This is a genomic window from Mycobacterium appelbergii (assembly GCF_032883035.1).
Classification (GTDB): domain Bacteria; phylum Actinomycetota; class Actinomycetes; order Mycobacteriales; family Mycobacteriaceae; genus Mycobacterium; species Mycobacterium appelbergii.
The window spans coordinates 303,078-321,412 of the sequence record NZ_JAMQTH010000001.1; the positions used below are offsets into that span (position 1 = coordinate 303,078).

Here is an 18,335-nt window from a genome sequence, read left to right on the forward strand (position 1 = left end):
CCAGCGAGAGTGAGCAGTACAACGATGACGTTACAAATTGCAGTAATCGGCTCGGGATACATGGGCGGAGGCATCGCGCAGATTTTCGGTCTTGCCGGCGCCCGTGTCGCTCTCGCCGACGTCAGCGCGGAGGTCGCTGAAAAGAACTACGCCCGGTTGATCGCCGAATCGAAAGAGTTCGTCGCCGACGGCCTGTTTCCCGAAGGTGCCACCGCCACGATCGAGGCAAACCTGTGGCCCGCTGCGTCATTGGCAGAGGCGGTCGCAGACGCCGATTTCATCGAAGAAGCGGTTCCCGAAGTCCTGGCTATCAAGAACGACACGCTGCGCCAGATCAGCGCCGCAGCCAAGCCGGACGCCATCATCGGCTCCAACACCTCGACTATTTCCATTGGCGACATGGCCGATGCCGTCTCCAATCCCGGGCGATTCCTCGGCATTCATTTCAGCAACCCGTCACCGTTCATCCCCGGGGTGGAGATCATCCCGCACGCCGGTACGGACCCGGACGTCGTCACCCGGGCACGTCAAATCGTCCATGACGCCGGAAAATCGACCGCCCAGGTGAAGGACGTCACCGGATTCGTGTTGAACCGGTTGCAGTACGCCCTCTTTCACGAAGCTACCCAACTCGTGGAAGACGGCACAGCCACTGCAGAGGACATCGACACCCTGGTGCGGACCACCTTCGGTTTCCGGCTGCCCTTCTTCGGCCCCTTCGCGATCGCCGACATGGCCGGGTTGGACGTCTACGACTTCTGCTACAAGTCATTGCAAACCGGGTTCCCCGAACGTTTCGCGACACCATCGGTGCTCACCGAGCTTGTCGAGGCGGGCAAGCTCGGAACCAAAACCGGCGCAGGGTTCCTGGATGTCCCCGCCGAGCGCATCCCCGAGCTCATCGCGTACCGCAACAAGGCCTACGTGCTGATGCAGAAACTGCTCGACGAGCTTGGACCGGCTCCGCTCAAATAGCGGCCGGCCGAACAGAATGAGGAGCACCGTGCATGCGTACTGAAGGCCCAGCCGGATGGACCCGCGAGCGACTGCTGTACCTGGCCGTCGGCGTGATCATCTGTGCCGTCGGAGTGGTTCTGATCTTCACCTGAGTGTGTCCTCCGCTAAACCAACTGTGCTTCAACTCCATTCGACAGGGGAAGTGATGTCAACGATAGATTTGACCGCGAGTAAGGAATTGCTGCGCGACCCGGTCCTCGCATCGGCGGTCTCCAAGGCTTCGCGCCGATTGATGCCGATGCTGGTCATCCTGTACATCATCGCGTTTCTCGACCGTACGAACGTCGGCTTCGCGGCGGAGGCGCTGGAAGTCGACCGCGGGGTATCTGCAGGTGCCTATGCCCTTGGTGCAGGCATCTTCTTCATCGGCTATGCACTGTTCGAGATCCCCAGCAACCTGATGTTGAACCGGGTCGGAGCGAAGTACTGGCTGGCCCGGATCGCCATCACGTGGGGAATCGTCTCGGCGTGCTTCGCGTTTGTGCAAGGCCCGAACTCGTTCATCGCGCTGCGGTTCCTGCTCGGTGTGACCGAGGCCGGCCTGTTCCCCGGCGTGATCATGTTCCTGGCGGCCTGGTTCCCGAACACGGTGCGGGTCAAAATGTTTGCCATCTTCTACCTGGCGCAGCCCGTCTCACAGATGTTCGGTGCACCGTTGTCCGGCTGGCTGATCAACATCGGTGACCGGATGCCCGGAGTGCACGGCTGGCAGGTCATGTTCGCCGTCGAAGGACTGCTGGCAGTCGTTGCCGGAGTCGCCGCCCTCATCTTCCTCATCAACGGGCCGGAACAGGCAAAGTTCCTCACTCCGCAGGAGCGGAGTGCCTTGAAGGAGGTTATGGCACAGGAGGACACCGTCAAGGAGGAGACGGGCCCCAGCGGGGTGTTGAATGCGATGAAGAACGGCAAGGTCTGGTACTTCACCACCATCTACTTCTGCCTGCAGATAGCTGTTTACGGCGTGACCTTCTACCTGCCCGCACAGGTGTCCGAACTCACCGGCACCAAGGTGGGACTGACAGTCGGGTTGCTGGTCGGGGTGCCGTGGTTCTTCGGTATCTTTGCGTGCTATTTCATCGGACGCGCCGCGACCACCATTGCGCGACGGCGCATCTGGGCCGCCCTGCTGTTCGTGTCGACCGGTGTGTGCATCTTCGGGTCTGCCTGGGCGGGCACCTACCACCAACCGGTGCTGGGACTGATCTTCATCACCCTGGCGGTCTGCAGCTTCCTTGCCGTCGGCCCCATCGTCTGGTCTTATCCCGCGGCATTTCTGACCGGAGCCGCAGCCGCGGCGGGCATCGGCTTGATCAACTCCCTGGGTAACCTCGGCGGGTTCGTGGCACCCATTCTGCGTACCAAGGTCAACGAGATCGTCAACGACGCTGCGGGTTCGGCCGGTATCTACGCACTGGGCGTGCTGCCGCTCGTCGCCGCCGCGATGATGCTCTACACCCGCAGGTTCCGCGTCAAGGCCGACGAGCTTCTCGACGAGCACTAGCTCTAGCGGGCAAACAGCCCAGCGAAAAGATCCGCACGCTCACCGCCGAGCAGGTCAAGGAACGTCGCCGGCTGGCGCGACACCCCGCCAAGGTGTGCCCGGAACTGGTCGCGACTGCACCGCGGCAGGTGTACTCATGGGGTATCTGCACCTACGAGCGCTCCGTTGAGGACGGTGTGTGCCAGCGCGATGAGCTCATCCTTGAGGTCGAACCGCTGAGGATCGTGCTCGACCCAGCGCAGGACCGCGGCGAAGTAACCCAGTGCCAGGAGCCGGCCGACCTGGTCCGGGCTAGCGGTGGGGCGCAGCGTCGCCCTGGTCACGGCCACCACGTCGGCCAGATCGCGGGCCAGGGGATGGTCGAACAGAAGTGCCGAGTACTTCAGTGTCGCCGGCTGGAGTGCACGCGTCTCGGCGGGTGTCTCGAGGCTGATCTCGGAGAGTGCGATCATGTACCTCCGAAGCACCTCGTCGACAGGTTGCCCGGCGAGGCTGGCCGGTTCGAAGGACTGACTGGCGCGAAGCCTGCGACGCAGCGTCCATTCCTCGAGGAAGTGCACCTTGCGCGGGAAGTGATTGAACACCGTGGTCCGGGAAAGCCCGGAACGCTCGGCGATGTCGTCCATCGAGGTCTCCTCGAACCCCTTCTCGACGAACAACGCGATCGCGGCCTCGAACACGCGGTCGCGCCGCGCGTTGCGCTTGCGGGCACGCAGGGTGAGGGCGGGATCGATGTCGGTGGCGTCGATCTTCATCGCGCCCAGTAGACCACGTCCGGCCACAAAGTTGAACCCGAGTCTTGCTTCGTGAGTCCCATCACGCCTACCATCGATCCGGGACGAACCTGAACTTGAGTACACTTTTGGCGTCAGGCAGAGAGGCAGCGACCATGTCCGCATACGTGATCAGTGATATCGAGATCGTCGATCCGGCCGCGTTCGAGGAGTACAAGACGCTCTCGCCGCCTTCGGTAGCCAAGTACGGCGGTCGTTTCCTGGCGCGCGGCGGTGATCTGGAGATCCTCGAAGGCGACTGGGTGCCGCAACGCCTTGCCATTCTCGAGTTCCCGGACGTGAACGCAGCAAGGGCGTGGCTCGAATCGGTCGAATACGCACCCGCTCGGGAGGTACGGCAGGGCGCTGCGAAGACAGGCCTGGTGCTCGTGGCCGGCGTGCCAGGTTGACCGGCGTAGTCACTGGACTGATATTCCCGGAAAGGACGATGAAGTGCTTCCAGATATCGATTCGCTGGCGCTGTTCGTGCAGGCGGCCGAGCAGCGCAGCCTGACCAAGGCAGCCGCGGCCTGCAACATCGGAGTAGCGGGCGCGAGCCGCCGGATCATGCTGCTGGAGACGCGCCTCAAGACGACCCTTTTCGATCGGACGCCGCGCGGCATGAAGCTCACCCCGGCCGGCAAGGAGTTGCATGTGCGGGCCAAAACCATACTCGCACAAGTGAACGAGATGCAGCTGTTGATGAAGGGTTTCGGTGCGGACAGCCACCGCGCGCTGCGCATTCTGGTCAGTTCATCGGCCATCCTCGGGTCGTTCCCGACCGACCTCGCCGCATTTTCTCACGCGAACACCGATGTCGAGTTGACCGTGCAAGAGCGCGGAGGTGCAGACATCGTCCGCGCGCTCGTGGAGTGCGAGGCCGATCTCGGCCTCATCGTCGATGGGACACCGGCGGAAGGACTGGAAACGTTCGCCTACGAACGGGACCGGCTCGCCGTGCTGGCGCCGTCCCGGCATGCGGTCGCGGCGATGGCGGAACTCTCGTTCGAGGGATTACTGGACCACCGGCTGATCAGCCTGGAGAACGGTTCGTCCATCATGCGCTTGCTTTCGGAGCAGGCCTCGATGGTCGGCCGCGCAGTGCGGCCGACGGTGCAAGTCCGCGGTTTCGAGGGGCTCTGCCGGCTGGTACAGGAGGGCCTCGGCGTCGGAGTCCTGCCCCTCCAGGTCGCGGAACGGGTGAAGAACCGCCCCGGCCTGGTCATGCGACCGCTGCCGGAAAGCTGGGCCGAACTCGGGATTCTCGTCGCGGTGCGACCGGAACGACGCCGCAACGCCACTCTGTCCACATTGCTCGAATACCTCTCGGTCACGCGACTGAGTACACGGGCACCGGGTGATCGACGCGCGCACCTCGTGCCGTGCTCCTAGCGGAAGCCTCCCGGGGTGAGCACTCGCCCCGGGAGGCATCAGGATCAATTGGTCACGAGGCGAACCAGGTCGCCTTTCTCGTTCACGGTGATGCCGTATTCGTCACCGAGTTCTCGCACCTGCCGAAAAACCTGCTCCGGCCAGATGACTCGGCCGGCCGGCTTCTCCGAAGTGCTGCTGACCATACCGATCATCAGCCCTTCTTCGTCACCCACGTTCTTGAAGCAGCGGAAGACGCCGGCCGGAATCGTTATGACGTCGAACGTGTTCAACGGCAGTTGGTGCTCGCCTTCGTCGCCCCAGATGATTATCCATTTCCCTTTCATCGGGATGAAGATCTCGACCGTGTCGTGCGCGTGCAGCGCACCCCGCTTTCCGGGCTGGCTACGGATGTAGCCGAGATGGAAGCCCTCCACGGCCGGCAGGGCAGGCTCGAGGTTGACGTCGCCCGGGTTCTCGGTGGGGCCGGGGCCGATGACGTTGAAGATCTCGCGCTCGTGGTCGGGGAGCAAAGTGTCCACGTAGGCCTTGTCGCTCGACGTCATCTCACCGTATCGCGCGACGTACTTCGCCATTTCACTTTCGCTTATCTGCACACCAGTCATTACACGTTCCTTTCACGACGGACGAGACCGGATGTGGTCTCTCTATTTGCCTACGGGCCCAAGTTATGGGCGTAACGACAGATATGTCCATCTGCGTTTTGGCAAAGGGTGGGTTCGCTTTTCGTGAACGGGTAACCGTCGGTACAGACGTTGCTCGACGAGATTCGCGAAATCGGTGGCGGCTAGGCCTGGAGTGCGTCCGGCCGGCGTAGCGGCCTTGGCCAGGAAGGGGCCATCGGCGTTCGTGAACCGTGAAACAGGCGTTGCCGGAACGCAGATGGACACGGCACCAGGCAGATCATAGCGTCGTCCTAGTGCAATTGAAGGCCCGGATAGGAGCGCAACGATGGTGACGGCCCACGCGATAAAGGTCCACGAATGCGGCGGACCAGATGTGCTCGAATACGAGGAAATCGACGTCACCGAGCCGGGTCCCGGTCAGGTGCTTGTTCGTAACGACGCGGTTGGCCTGAACTTCCTGGACACGTATCTGCGCTCCGGGCGCTACGCTGCCGCGACGCCGTTCGTCCCGGGACACGAGGGCGCCGGCGTCGTGGAACGAGTCGGCGCCGGAGTGACGGATATCGGCGTCGGTGATCGCGTGGGCTACATCGATCCCATGGGCGCCTATGCGGACCTGGTCGTCCGCCCGGTAGACCGTCTCATCCCGCTTCCGCCTGGTATCAGTACGCGTCTGGCCGCGGGGATGTTGATGAAAGGCATGACGTCGGAATATCTGGTGCGCCGGACCTACCCGGTCCGAAGGGGACAGACGATCCTGGTCCACGCGGCCGCGGGCGGTGTCGGCCAGATCCTCTGCCAGTGGGCCAGGTATCTCGGGGCGAGGGTCATCGGAACGGTCGGGAGCGCCGCGAAGCGGCGCATCGCGGTAAACGCGGGATGCGAGCACGTGATCGTCAACGACGAGGACGATCTCGTCGCCGCGGTTCGCGACATCACCGCGGGACATGGTGTCCCGGTGGTGTATGACGGCGTCGGTGGCGATAGTTTCGCCAAGTCGCTGGACTGTCTCGCACCGCTCGGCACGTTGGTCGCGTTCGGGGCGGCGTCCGGCCCCATTCCGCCACTCGACGTCCAGACCCTCGGGCCGAAGGGTTCGCTGTACGTGACCCGCCCGATGATCGGACCGTACGTCGCCACGACCGGCGAATTGCGGTCGAGTGCGCAGGCGCTGTTCGAGCTCGTCCTCGATGGATACATCAAAGTGGACATCGCGAACAGCTACCCCCTGACCGAAGCGGCCTGTGCCCATGCCGATCTGGAAGCACGCAAGCTGACGGGATCCACGGTTCTCGTACCGTGAACCGTGCCCTGCCGTGAGTTGTTCAGTCAGCGTTACCGAACATTAGAAAGGCCCCATGAGTGCAGCGTCGCACGATGTCATGACCCCGCCTGGTGCGATCGGTGAGTTCCGCCGGAGCTGGGCAGCGTTGACCGCAGTCACCGTTGGCATCGCGATCGGGGTCGGTGTTCTTCCGACCTATGTCAACGGTCTGGTCATCCCCGAACTGGAGGCGGAGTTCGGCTGGAGTCGGACTGCTCTGTCGACGCTCCCGTTGATGGGATCCCTGATCATCATCGCGACCGCGCCGGTGGTCGGTGTCGTCGTCGACCGATTCGGAGTCCGGATCCCGGCGGTGAGCTCGCTCGTCGCGCTCGCCGCGGGGTATTTCCTACTGGCGTACAGCAACTCGAGCTTCGGCCGGTACCTGCTGGTGTTCGTCCTGATGTACTTGCTGGCGGCAGCCTCGACCGCGGTGGCCTTCACCAGAACGATCAACGAACGCTACGACGGGGCCCGGGGGCTCGCCCTCGGGATCGCACTGAGTGGAGCCGGCGTGGTTGGCTTCCTTGTACCAGGCGTCGTCGGACCGGTCATCGCCGACAACTGGCGTACGGGTTATCGGATCCTCGCTGTCGTCATCCTGGTGTGCGCCGTCGTGGTCGCCGCCTTGATGCCCCGCCGGCAGGCGAGGACCGTAGCGGCACGCCCCCGCGACCCCGGCGGCCGCAGGCTCGTTCTCGAGCTCATTCGGCAACCGCAGTTCTGGCGATTGGCCGTCGCATTCCTGACGTTGTCCCTCGCTGTCGGCGGAATGCTGCAGCATCTGTTCCCGATGTTGCGGGACGCAGGAGTTTCTGCGGCGGCCGCGGCGCGCACGGTCAGCCTGGTCGGTGTCGCCGTCATCGTCGCGCGAATCGTGGTGGGTTTTCTCGTCGACCGGTTCTTCGCGCCTCGCGTGGCCGCCCTGGTGCTCGTGGTCAGCGCAGCCGGTTATATAGCGCTGCTCGCCGGTGGTCCCGCATTCGCCGCGTTTGCGGGGATCGGCGTGGGCCTCGCGTCCGGCGCGGAGGTCGACGTCATCGGCAACCTCACGTCGAGGTACTACGCCATCGAAAGTTACGGCCGGATCTTCGGCATCTTCTATGCGACGTTCTTCCTGGGCTTCGGCTCGAGCCCGTTGCTGGTGGCCTGGTTGCACAGCCTGACGAGCAGTTACACGCTACCCATTCTGGTGTCGGTGGCACTGATGCTGGTGGCGGCGGCCCTGCTTTTCACCGCGCCACGCTTTCCCGGCAAGGCGGAGCCTGCGGACGTCACGCACGACGCCACGGAGCTTTCGTCCGCTCCCTGAGCTGGTCGAATTCGTTGGATTGCCGGGTGCCTGCACGACGAGCAGCATAGGCGTCGCAATGAATTCAAGCCCGGCGTGCACAGGCACGCCGGGCTCGCTTGCTCACCGGCCTGGGCTGATCCAGGTCACCAGCAGGTGGCCAGGGCGTCCGCGGCCGCCTCCACCGCGACGCGTCCTCGGGGCAGCGCCTTGGGTATGACCATCGCGTGGTGGAGCAGGCTCTCGACATCGATCGTCTTGACCGGAACCCCGTCGGCCTCGAGCCGTCGCGCGTAAGCAAGCCCGTCGTCGCGCAGGGGGTCGAACTCACCGACGACGATCGTGGTCGGCGGGAGGGCGGACAGGTCCTCCGCGTGCAGCGGCGACAGCAGCGGATGCCTGCGGTCGACGCCTGGTGCGTATTTGCTCAGCGCCCAGGTCAACTGCTCGACGCTGAGCAGATAGTCCTGGCCCAGCTCTCGCCACGATGCGGAATCGAACAGCGTGTCCAGCAGTGGTACCAGCAGTAGTTGGTGTTGGAACCGGACCTGGCCACGGTCGCGGGCCAGCAGCGCTACCGCCGCGGCGAGATTCCCGCCACTGCTGTCTCCGGCGATGGCGAGCCTGCCCGTGTCGCAGTCTAACTGCCCACTCTGCTCCTGCGCCCAGAGCGCCGCAGCGTAGATCTGCTCGATCTGGGCCGGGAACCGCGATTCCGGGGCGTGCTCGTAGTCGATGGCGAGCACCGCGCAGCCGCTCCGGTGAGCGGCGTACCGGAAGAAGGTGTCGAGCAGATCGACGGTCGTCCGTACCCACTGGCCGCCGTGTGCCCAGATGACGAGCGGTGCCGAAGCGCCGGTCTCCGGACGGTAGAACCGCGCGGAGACCGTGGTTCCGTCGGGTCCGGGGCACGTCAGATCACGGACCTCGGCCAGTTCAATCCGGTCGAAGGTCGAGGGCCGCAACGACTCCACCGCGGCCCGGAACTCTTGCAGCGGAAGACTTCCCGGGGGCAGTGGAGGCGTCGCGGTGGCGCGTTCGAGAAACGTCCTGGTCGGTTCATCCAACGTCACGATGGAACTCCGGTTCTTGTTGTTGCAGCACTGGTTTCATGGCGAGGCTATGGCGATCAATTTCGGGTGTCCATTCGTAAAATCCAAAGTGGCTGTAAGTGATTCGCAGATGGACGGGCGCTGCGCCGGCCAACATACTGAAATGCGCCGAATCCGGAGAACAGGCGGGAGAGACCATGGACAAGGTGAAGGTCGCGATCATCGGATCCGGCAACATCGGTACCGACCTGATGATGAAGACCCTGTGTTCTCCTTCGCTCGACATGGCGGTGCTCGTGGGGGTCGATCCGCGGTCAGATGGCCTGGCCAGAGCGGAGCGACTCGGAATCGCCACCACCTCCGGCGGCTTGGATCACTTCGTCACGATGCCCGAATTCGAGGATGTGGCGGTGGTCTTCGACGCAACCTCTGCCGCCGCACACGAGCGGCACGCGACCATCCTGGCGCAGCTGAACAAGCAGGTGGTCGATCTCACGCCCGCCGCTGTGGGGCCATATGTGGTGCCGACGGTCAATCTGGACCGCGTCGCAGGAGAGCCCAACGTGAACATGGTGACCTGTGGCGGGCAGGCGACCGTGCCGATCGTCGCCGCGATTTCCGGTGTGACGCCCGTGCACTACGCCGAGATCGTCGCGTCGATCGCTTCGCGGTCGGCGGGCCCCGGCACCAGGGCGAACATCGACGAGTTCACCGAGACGACCGCGCTGGCGCTGGAGAGTGTCGGCGGGGCGGCTCAAGGAAAGGCGATCATCATACTGAACCCGGCGGAACCACCGCTTATCATGCGCGACACGGTGCTCTGCCTTTGTGACGACGCAGACGAGACGGAAATCGAGGCCGCGATCGAGCGGATGGTCGCTTCGGTGGCAGAGTTCGTCCCTGGCTACCGGCTCAAGCAGAAAGTACGGTTCCAGCGGTATACCCGGAATTCCCCACTCCGGCTACCGGAACCCGAGGCTGATTTCACCGGGCTCCAAGTTTCGGTTTTCCTGGAGGTCGAAGGGGCTGCCCATTACCTTCCCGCCTATGCGGGAAATCTCGACATCATGACTTCCGCAGCATTACGGACCGCGGAACGTATGACCGAACTTGACGCGATTCGGGGGAAGTGACCATGACGAGGCTCTTCATCACCGATGTCACGTTGCGCGATGGCATGCACGCTATCGGCCACCGATACGATCGCGGCCAGGTCAGGGACATCGCCGCGGCGCTGGACGAGGCCGGCGTGGACGCGATCGAAGTCGGGCACGGCGACGGGCTCAACGGTTCCAGCCTTGCATACGGGTTCAGTCGGCATTCCGATCTTTCGTATATTCGCGAAGCCGCAAGCGTGACGAAAAGAGCGAAGCTCGCATGCGTTCTGTTGCCGGGCATCGGCACGATCGAGGACCTGAAACGCGCCCGTGACTCGGGAATCGAACTGGTCCGCATCGCCACGCATTGCACGGAGGCCGATGTGTCCGCCCAGCACATCGCCGCCGCCGTGGAACTGGGTTTCCATGTCTCGGGCTTCCTCATGATGTCCTCGGCTACCACCCCGGAGAACATCGGTGTGCAGGCGGCCAAGATGGAAAGCTACGGCGCCCAATGCGTGTACCTTGCCGATTCCGCCGGGAACCTCACACCCGCCGGCACCACGGCGCGATTCCAGGCCCTCGATGCCGCGCTCGACGGCGCCACACAACGCGCCATCCACGCGCACGAAAACCTGTCGCTTTCGGTGGCGAATACCGTAGTTGCCGTCGAGCACGGGGCGCGCCGCGTGGATGCGGCACTGGCGGGCATGGGAGCGGGTGCCGGCAACTGCCCAATCGAGGCGTTCATCGCGGTCGCAAACAAGTACGGCTGGGAGCACGGCTGTGAGCTGTTCAAGCTCCAGGATGCCGCCGAGGATCTCGTCCGGCCCCTGCAGGACCGTCCGGTCCGGGTCGACCGGCAGACGCTGACACTCGGGTACGCAGGCGTGTATTCGAGTTTTCTGCGGCACGCCGAGCGTGTGGCGAATGAATTCGGTATCGATGTTCGCGAGATCATCCTCGAAGTCGGGAGGCGCGAACTCATCGGCGGTCAGGAGGACATGATCGTTGATGCTGCGCTTGACCTTGTAGGGCGCCAGAAATCTCTCGCATAGATATCACTCGGTGCGATTGGGAGCGGGGTTCGGAAGCCTCCGCTTCAGCCGTGCGCTCCGCAGTATCTGGATCGTCAGATTGGTGGAGGTGAGCATCGGGAAGACGCCGAGAAACGTTCGCTCCGAAGGGGTGTGGCCATGGAGCTGTTCGAGGCTACCGAACACATAGAAGCAGCCGATGGAGAACAGGGCGGCGGGGATGGCGATTGCCATCACGCTCCCGCGGTCGGAGAGCACCTGGCGCGCCAGGTGCAGTTCGTCGTCGGTGAGCGACTCGCGTCTGCGGACCTTGCGCAAAATGGCGGGCAGGGTGCCGATCTCGAGCTTCGAGGTGACGTGAGAGTGGCCCATCAACCGCCTGGTGAACACGAAGGCGATGGCGGCGAACACCCATATCAATGCGAACGAGATGATCGACAGGATGCCGAAGAGACTGGAAGTCGTCATGTCACACCTCTCATCGCTGCCGTAGTGGTCGCTGCCGGATGAGTGTCGGCCACCAGAACCACGGGCCGAGGAAGCGCAAGATGCACGGCACGATGAACGATCGGACGATCAGCGTGTCGAGCAGCAGACCGATGCACACCGTCGAGCCCAGTTGACCGATGGTGCGCAGGTCGCTGATGAGCATGGAAAGCATGGTGAAGGCGAACACCAGGCCCGCCGATGTCACCACGCCGCCGGTGCTCCCGAGTGCGCGGATCAGCCCGGTGTTCAACCCGGCGCCCGTCTCCTCCTTGACGCGGGAGATCAGTAGCAGGTTGTAGTCCGAGCCGACCGCGACGAGGATGATGAAGGTCAGCGGTAACACAAGCCAGTGCAGGTGCAGGCCGATCAGGTGTTGCCACACCAGTATGGACAGGCCGAACGCGCCGGCGTAGGAAAAGGCCACCGTGCCGGGAATCACCAAGGCCGCAACCAGACTTCGCGTCAGGTAGAGCATGATCAAAAAGATCAACACGAACGCGGCGATCGCCACGATGAGCAGATCCGAGGCCGCGTAGGCCTTGATGTCCTTGTTGTTCGATCCGGCGCCGCCGATGTAGATCTTGGCGCCGGCCAGGGACGTTTCCTTGAGTGCTGCCTTGATCGCCGCCGGGAACTGCTCGACGTGGTCGATGCCTTCCGGCCCCATCGCGTTGCCCTCGTGGGTGACGATGAGCCGGGCGGCCTGGCCGTCGGGCGACATCAGCAACTGCATACCGGTCTTGACGTCCTCGTTGTCGAACGCCTCCCTGGGGATGTAGAAGAAGTCGTCACTGCGGGCCTGGTCGAAGTCGTTGCCCACGTTGATCAGGTCGTCGAAGGTCTGGTCGGTCTGGGTGGACTGCAGATGTGCCGGACCATAATTGTTGGTGATGACGCCAAGCAGTGCGCGGGTGTCCTCCATCATCCGCTCCAACTGCGAGATCATCTGCGGCAGCAGCCTATCGATGGCCTCGAATGAGGTCACAGCGTTCGTGATCTCCGCGTCGAGGCTGTCGATGCCGTCGAGTGAGTCGAACAGCGATCGCATCGCCCAACACGCCGGGATGTCGAAGCAGTGTGGCTCCCAGTAGAAGTAGCTCTTCAACGGTCGCAGAAAGTCGTCGAGGTTGGAGATGCCCTCGTTCATCTCGTCGGTGACCTGTTTGAGGTTCTCCAACGTGAGCACTGTCGAATGGAGTTCGTCGGCCATCTGCTGGGTCAGCCCGATCACCTGCTGCAGCACCTGGACCGAACGCGCCTGAATCTCGGCTTGTTTGTCGGTGTTCTCGTTCTGCTGCTCGTTGAACGGCAACTGCTGGCCGCTTCCGCTGCCCTGGGTGGTGAACAGATACGGAATGGTGGCGTGCTCCAGCGGCCGGCCCAACGGCCTGGTGATGCTCTGCACCATCGCGACACCGGGAAGTCGGATGAGGCTCCTGGCGGCGCGGTCCAGCGAGATGAAGTCGGCCGAGTTGCGCATGTCGTGATCGCTCTCGATCATCAGCATCTCGCTGAACAACTTGCTCTGCGAGAAGTGCCTGTCCGCGGCCTCGAAGCCCAGATTGGCTGAGCCGCCGGCAGGTTGGTAGGCGCGGTCGTCGTAGCTGACCCGATAGGTGGGGACGAACACCGCTCCGATCAGTACGACGGCGCAACTGGCGACGAATACGGGTTTGGGCCAGCGCACGACGCTGGTCCCGATCCGCCGATACAGGTGCGCCTTGGCCATGCGTTTCGGGTCGAACAGGCCGAAGAGGCTGCCCAGCGTGAGCAGCGCCGGGGCCAACGTCAGGGCGGCGGCGATGGTGAACAGCATGCTGATGGCGACGGCCGGTCCCATGGTGTGGAAGTAGTCGAGACGGGCCAGGCTCAGGCAGTAGCAGGCGCCGGCGATGGTCAGCCCGGAACCGATGATGATGGGTGCGACGCTGCGATAGGCGGTGTAGAAGGCCGCTTCCCGGCTCTCGCCGTCCTGTCTGGCCTCCTGATAGCGGCCCAGCAGGAAGATTCCGTAGTCGGTTCCGGCGCCCAACGTCAGGGCCACGACGATGTTCACCGCGAACGACGACAGCGGGATGATGCCGAAATGCCCGAGGGTGGCGATGACGCCTTTGGCGACCAGCATCTCGATCAAGACGCTGACGAGCGGGACCAGCAGCGTGGACACCGAGCGGTAGACCACCAACAGCATCACCACGATGAGGATGATCGTCAGGATCGTGATGTTGTTGAGGCTCGAATTGGCAATCGACAGCGTGTCCGCCGCCAGTGGTGCGGCCCCGCTGACATAAACCTTGAGCCCCGGCGGGGGTGTGGAGTCCGCGACCATGTCGCGCACGGCGTTCACCGAGTCGTTCGCCTGCAGTTGGCCGATATTGCCTGCCAGCCGCAGCAGCACGAATGACGCTTTGCCGTCGACACTTTGGGCACCGGCCGCGGTGATCGGCTTGCCCCACAGGTCCATCACGTACTGCACGTGCTCGGGGTCCTGCTTGAGGCGGTTCATCAGGTCGTCGTAGTACCGGTGGTCGCCATCGTCGAGCGGACGGTCGGCCTCCAGCACCAGCATGGTTAGGCTGGTCGACGTGGATTCCTGAAATTTCTCGCCGATCTGCAGCATCGCGACCTGCGACGGCGCGTAACTGGGGATCATCGAGCCCGCGAGTTGCTCGGCGACCCGTTCGACCTGAGGAATGAAGGTGTTGGTGCTGACCGCCAGCAGCGCCCAGAACACGATGATCGGTACCGCAAGGGCGCGCACAGTGCGTGCGGCGAAAGGCCGGGTTGCCCGGTGTGCGCTCACGCCGACTTCACCCGACAGGTCACGTCTGCATCGTCGTGGGTGGACGACTGTTCATCGCGCACAACATCGTTCACCAACATCCGGCAGCCCACCTCGCCGCCGTCGACCTGTGCGGAGATACTGCCGGACACGACCGTGAGCGTGGTCGTCTCGGTATACGTCCACGGCAACTCGGTGATGTCGACCCGGTGCGGATGACCATTGGTGTCGACGTAGCTCAGTATCCCGCCGTTACCGATCGAGCCGAACAACTCATAGGTGAGGCGTTTGGGGGTGAACTGCTCGGGTGCTTGTGCTGCCAGGACGGTGGGGACTGGCCCCGGCTCGGACATCTGGTGGACCTTCCAAAGACACACTGACCCGACGCCGAGTGCGATGACGGTGACCAGCGGGAGCCACCCCTTCGCCAGGAGGGCCCGGCTTCGTGGCTGTCGGGGTGCCCGATCGCTGCGCTCGCTCGCAGCCTGCTCCGGGATCATGAGGGAAATATATATCGCATATAGGAACTATCTATCAAGTTCTCCACGGCAGCTTTCCGTGGTTGCGTCATGGTGCAGGGATATTCCCTTACCTTGCTGTGAATTATCTGCCAATCTCGAGGCGAATAATGCTCAAGAACCACAAATGGTTTAGCGGTAACACGAGACCGTCCGCCGACGGTCGCCCGACAGGTCCCGCCGCCCACATGTTCGACGCCCAGAGGGGCGCGCGGGAGGACGGTATATCCCATGAATGATATAAGTGAGGTGTGAGCACGCCCGGCAGCAACGTTGACGCCATCTCGGCGATGATCGTTTCGAGCGCAGATCTGTTGTGGCGCCACCTCGTCACCCGCGACGATCTGAGTGCGAGCGCAACGCTCGTGCTCAACCGGCTCGACCGGGAGGGGCCGATGCGGATCACCGCGCTCGCCGAGGCAGAAGGCGCGAGCCAGTCGGGAATGACGCAGCTTGTGCAGCGAATGGAACGTCAGGGTCTGCTGGAGCGTAGGAGCGACCCCGACGATCGGCGAGCTTGCCTGGTTATGGTGGGCGACGCGGGGCGACGGTTGTGGGATGCTCGCGCCGATGTCCGCAAGGAGCGCATCGCCGACCTGTTGGCGCAGTTGCCGCCGGACGAGCAGATGGCGCTGTGGCTCGCGGCTCAGGTCTCGGCCCGTTTGCTCGACCAGATGCGCGACATTGCCGACACTCGGGACAGCGCTGAACCCGACAGCGCTGCCTGACGCCCACCCGCCTGCGAATCCACCGCCGAACGCAAAGATGTCTTTCATGTGCCGTCCCTTCCCCGTTCCGCATGGACCCGGCCTGCCGCAGGTCGGCGCTCGATCACGTCGAGGATGACACGGCCGGTACGCACGGCGAGCCCCTGAAATCACGTGGTTCGCGCCGCTGGGTGCAGGGCGGACTACCGTGGGAGCAGAACGAAGATTCAAACGCTTCGGCAAAAGACAGCAAGGCTCGTGATGGGCGATTCGCCACGTGATGCATCAGATGGTCCCCGTCCAGAGTCTGGGCAGGCCGACCTGTGGCACGCGGGTACCGATGGACTGTTTGTCGGGGTCGAGGCAATCTGTGACACCGCGACCCGGCTGACCGGTGCCGATGGCGCTGCGGTCGCGGTCCTGACGAGGACCCGGGCAGTACGGGAGCTCGTATACGCGACCGACGCGCTCGCCCAGCAGATCGATGAGTTGCAATTCGTGCTGGGCGAAGGGCCGTGCCTGGACGCGTACGACCACGATCGGGCCCAACTGTGCGCACAACTCGACGACGAGATGTTCGAAGCGCGGTGGCCGGCGTTCACTGCCGAGCTGACAGATCTGGGCGTAGCAGCGGTGTTCGCCTACCCGGTGCCCGGCCGCAACCACCCGTTCGGCGTACTGGAGTTGTATCGGCGGACGGCCGGAGAACTCGACCGGCTCGAGCAGCATTCCGCGCAAGTGTGCGCGGTGGCGTTGCGCGATACGTTGGAGTCGAACTGGCGGACCCATGTGTCGCAGAACGTCAGTGAGGAAGCGGCGATCGAATCGGTGGTGCTCAGCGGTGCGGTGGTGCCGCCGCCGGATTCGTTCACCCGGTCGCAGGTCTATGTCGCGGCCGGGATGGTGGCGGTGCAGCTGACGATATCGACCCAGGACGGCCTGGATCGACTGCGCGCCTATTCTTTCGCGCACAAGCGCTCGATCATGGCGGTCGCCGCGGATGTGGTGGCGCGTCGGTTGTCGTTTCGCGGCCTCGATGAACCCGAAGGCGGCGACCGGTGAAACCGACATTGATGAACTGGAGAGGCCGGCGATGATTGTTGCGCGTGACCGGTTGGTGATCGCCGAGTTGACGCACGCGCTGACCACGGATTTTGACGTGTCCAGCATGCTCGATTCGGTGGCGTTGGGTGCCCGCGATCGGTACGCGGCGATCTCGGCAGTCGTCGTCGTTCTCGATACCCGGCACCAAACCGATGACACCGGCATCCAGGTTGTCGCCGAGGCATTGCGCGAACCGACCCATGCCGATCTGGGCTTTCTGACCACCGGTCCGGGTTTGGACAGCGCTCGCGACGGCGCGGTCACCATGATTGCCGATCTGACCGACGCGCACGACACCCGCTGGCCGGACTACCGGCGCGCGGCGCTGGAAGCCGGCATGCGTGGCATGCGCGCCTTTCCGGTGACTGTGCTCGGCGCACCGCTCGGTGCGTTGGTCATTCACACCGACAATCCTTGGGGCACCGCGCGTTCCAACGATCTCGGTCAGATACTGGCCAATCTGACGGCGATCGCCCTGTCGATCAGGCCCCGTGCCGGGCAGCGCCGCACCGATACCAGCGACACCATCGCCGCGCTGCTGCAGGGCACGGTCCAGATCGCGACTGCCACCGGCCTCATCGCCGAACTCACCGAAAGCTCGGTGGCCGACGCCCGGCACCGGCTGCACCGGCTGGCCCGCGCCCATGGTGTCACTGTCACTGTCCATGCCGCGGCTGTCCTCGCCGCCTACGACGAGGATCCCCGTCGGATCCGTCACAGCCGTCTGTTGAGCCCACCCGCGGTCTTGCGCCCACCGCCTCACATCGACACCTGATCTGGAGTCGCCCATCGCGATCGCCGCTGCGGTTATTCCCCGAGTTGACCTGAGGGTCAGTAATGTCGTTGGTGCGAACACCGTTTGGCCGGTGAAGGACGGAATGATGGCGAATCAGCATGCGGACCAGGATGCGATCCGGTCGGCCATGGCTGAGCTGGCGGAAAACTTTGTCGGCAGTACCGACATCGACTCCATCCTTGAATCGGTGACCTCGCATGCGGTCGAATTGATCGGAGGCGTTGACGTCGCCGATGTCCTGCTCATCGATGGGCAACGGTACCGGTCGATGGCGGCCACCGATGAGATCGCCACAAGACTCGACAAACTCCAGATCGAGTTGCACGAGGGGCCCTGCCTTGACGCTGCGGCCGAGAATCCTGTGATTCTCAGTCCCGACCTCACCTCAGATCTGCGATGGCCGAACTTCGCTGCGGCCGCCGTCGAGGAGGGTGTCAGCAGCATGATGTCGTTCCGGCTCTACTCCTATGCCAAACAGCGCAACGGTGTCGGTGGCACGGCAGCGCTGAACATGTTGAGCCGCACCAGATCTGATTTCAGCCTTGAGGATCAAGCGGTCGGTGCGATGCTGGCCACCCACGCGGCCAGCGCGCTGATCGCCGCAGACCGGCAGACGCAGTTCGAATCAGCCTTGGCCAGCCGAGATGTTCTGGGGCAGGCCAAAGGAATACTGATGGAGCGCTTCAAAGTCGACGCCGTGGAGGCATTCGGCCTCCTGGTGAAACTGTCGCAGGACAGCAACACCCTCGTCAGGACAGTCGCACAGCGCATCGTCGAATCGACGTGACCCAGCCGGCACCGTCCGTCGGTGCCTCCGCATAGGCTGGTG

Annotated in this window: 18 protein-coding genes; 12 read left to right on the forward strand and 6 right to left on the reverse strand. The window is 63.8% G+C overall.

The features are described 5' to 3' along the window. Positions 1–24 precede the first annotated feature (24 nt). Positions 25–975 (forward strand): 3-hydroxyacyl-CoA dehydrogenase family protein, encoded by a 951-nt coding sequence (locus M1247_RS01370; RefSeq protein WP_317154459.1) that lies wholly within the window; start codon positions 25–27, stop codon positions 973–975. Between the two features lie 187 nt (positions 976–1,162). Continuing rightward, on the forward strand, positions 1,163–2,518 hold the full coding sequence (locus M1247_RS01375) for an MFS transporter (protein WP_317154460.1): 1,356 nt from the start codon (positions 1,163–1,165) through the stop codon (positions 2,516–2,518). A 134-nt stretch (positions 2,519–2,652) separates the two neighbouring features. Here M1247_RS01375 and M1247_RS01380 read toward each other — a convergent pair whose 3' ends face one another. Then, positions 2,653–3,273, reverse strand: coding sequence for a TetR/AcrR family transcriptional regulator (locus tag M1247_RS01380; protein WP_317154461.1), 621 nt, complete (start codon positions 3,271–3,273; stop codon positions 2,653–2,655). A gap of 134 nt (positions 3,274–3,407) precedes the next feature. Between M1247_RS01380 and M1247_RS01385 the strand changes: the two genes are divergently transcribed. Together M1247_RS01385 and M1247_RS01390 are read left to right on the forward strand one after the other, a co-directional pair. Continuing rightward, entirely contained in the window at positions 3,408–3,701 is a 294-nt protein-coding gene (locus tag M1247_RS01385) for a DUF1330 domain-containing protein (protein ID WP_317154462.1), read from the forward strand. 43 nt (positions 3,702–3,744) lie between these two features. Next, a complete protein-coding gene (locus M1247_RS01390) occupies positions 3,745–4,683 on the forward strand; it encodes a LysR family transcriptional regulator (protein WP_317154463.1) in 939 nt (312 codons plus the stop codon). Between the two features lie 44 nt (positions 4,684–4,727). On the opposite strand, the gene M1247_RS01395 is transcribed toward M1247_RS01390, so the two are convergent. Then, on the reverse strand, positions 4,728–5,288 hold the full coding sequence (locus tag M1247_RS01395) for a cupin domain-containing protein (protein WP_317154464.1): 561 nt from the start codon (positions 5,286–5,288) through the stop codon (positions 4,728–4,730). A 346-nt stretch (positions 5,289–5,634) separates the two neighbouring features. Here M1247_RS01395 and M1247_RS01400 point away from each other — a divergent pair, with 346 nt between their 5' ends. Both M1247_RS01400 and M1247_RS01405 read left to right on the forward strand, forming a co-directional pair. Further along, complete coding sequence (locus tag M1247_RS01400; RefSeq protein ID WP_317154465.1) at positions 5,635–6,612, forward strand: quinone oxidoreductase family protein; 978 nt, start codon at positions 5,635–5,637, stop codon at positions 6,610–6,612. A gap of 55 nt (positions 6,613–6,667) precedes the next feature. After that, positions 6,668–7,945 (forward strand): MFS transporter, encoded by a 1,278-nt coding sequence (locus M1247_RS01405; protein ID WP_317154466.1) that lies wholly within the window; start codon positions 6,668–6,670, stop codon positions 7,943–7,945. A 125-nt stretch (positions 7,946–8,070) separates the two neighbouring features. On the opposite strand, the gene M1247_RS01410 is transcribed toward M1247_RS01405, so the two are convergent. Beyond that, positions 8,071–8,997 carry an alpha/beta hydrolase gene (locus M1247_RS01410; RefSeq protein WP_317154467.1) on the reverse strand — a complete coding sequence of 309 codons (927 nt, stop codon included), beginning with the start codon at positions 8,995–8,997 and terminating at the stop codon, positions 8,071–8,073. A gap of 176 nt (positions 8,998–9,173) precedes the next feature. Here M1247_RS01410 and M1247_RS01415 point away from each other — a divergent pair, with 176 nt between their 5' ends. Then, positions 9,174–10,109: an acetaldehyde dehydrogenase (acetylating) gene (locus tag M1247_RS01415; RefSeq protein ID WP_317154468.1), complete on the forward strand. Its 936-nt coding sequence runs from the start codon at positions 9,174–9,176 to the stop codon at positions 10,107–10,109. Further along, positions 10,106–11,131 carry a 4-hydroxy-2-oxovalerate aldolase gene (dmpG, locus tag M1247_RS01420; protein WP_317154469.1) on the forward strand — a complete coding sequence of 342 codons (1,026 nt, stop codon included), beginning with the start codon at positions 10,106–10,108 and terminating at the stop codon, positions 11,129–11,131. Before M1247_RS01415 ends, dmpG begins: the two co-directional genes overlap by 4 nt. Before the next feature lie 3 nt (positions 11,132–11,134). Here the strand turns inward: dmpG and M1247_RS01425 are convergent, their stop codons facing one another. Genes M1247_RS01425 through M1247_RS01435 form a run of 3 tightly spaced genes read right to left on the reverse strand, consistent with a single transcriptional unit; the run spans position 11,135 to position 14,881 of the window. Then, the gene (locus M1247_RS01425; protein ID WP_317154470.1) at positions 11,135–11,578 is read right to left on the reverse strand and encodes a hypothetical protein; all 444 of its coding nucleotides are present in this window, start codon (positions 11,576–11,578) and stop codon (positions 11,135–11,137) included. A gap of 10 nt (positions 11,579–11,588) precedes the next feature. After that, positions 11,589–14,420: an MMPL/RND family transporter gene (locus tag M1247_RS01430; protein ID WP_317154998.1), complete on the reverse strand. Its 2,832-nt coding sequence runs from the start codon at positions 14,418–14,420 to the stop codon at positions 11,589–11,591. Then, complete coding sequence (locus M1247_RS01435) at positions 14,399–14,881, reverse strand: MmpS family transport accessory protein (protein ID WP_317154471.1); 483 nt, start codon at positions 14,879–14,881, stop codon at positions 14,399–14,401. Before M1247_RS01435 ends, M1247_RS01430 begins: the two co-directional genes overlap by 22 nt. Before the next feature lie 269 nt (positions 14,882–15,150). Here M1247_RS01435 and M1247_RS01440 point away from each other — a divergent pair, with 269 nt between their 5' ends. The 4 genes from M1247_RS01440 to M1247_RS01455 all read left to right on the forward strand — a co-directional run bounded on the left by M1247_RS01440 (position 15,151) and on the right by M1247_RS01455 (position 18,293). Beyond that, positions 15,151–15,627 (forward strand): MarR family winged helix-turn-helix transcriptional regulator, encoded by a 477-nt coding sequence (locus M1247_RS01440; RefSeq protein ID WP_317154472.1) that lies wholly within the window; start codon positions 15,151–15,153, stop codon positions 15,625–15,627. A 240-nt stretch (positions 15,628–15,867) separates the two neighbouring features. After that, positions 15,868–16,668, forward strand: a complete 801-nt coding sequence (locus tag M1247_RS01445; RefSeq protein WP_317154473.1) for a GAF and ANTAR domain-containing protein — start codon at positions 15,868–15,870, stop codon at positions 16,666–16,668. Between the two features lie 31 nt (positions 16,669–16,699). Further along, a complete protein-coding gene (locus M1247_RS01450) occupies positions 16,700–17,485 on the forward strand; it encodes a GAF domain-containing protein (RefSeq protein WP_317154474.1) in 786 nt (261 codons plus the stop codon). 91 nt (positions 17,486–17,576) lie between these two features. Further along, positions 17,577–18,293, forward strand: coding sequence for a GAF and ANTAR domain-containing protein (locus M1247_RS01455; protein WP_317154475.1), 717 nt, complete (start codon positions 17,577–17,579; stop codon positions 18,291–18,293). Positions 18,294–18,335: the final 42 nt, after the last annotated feature.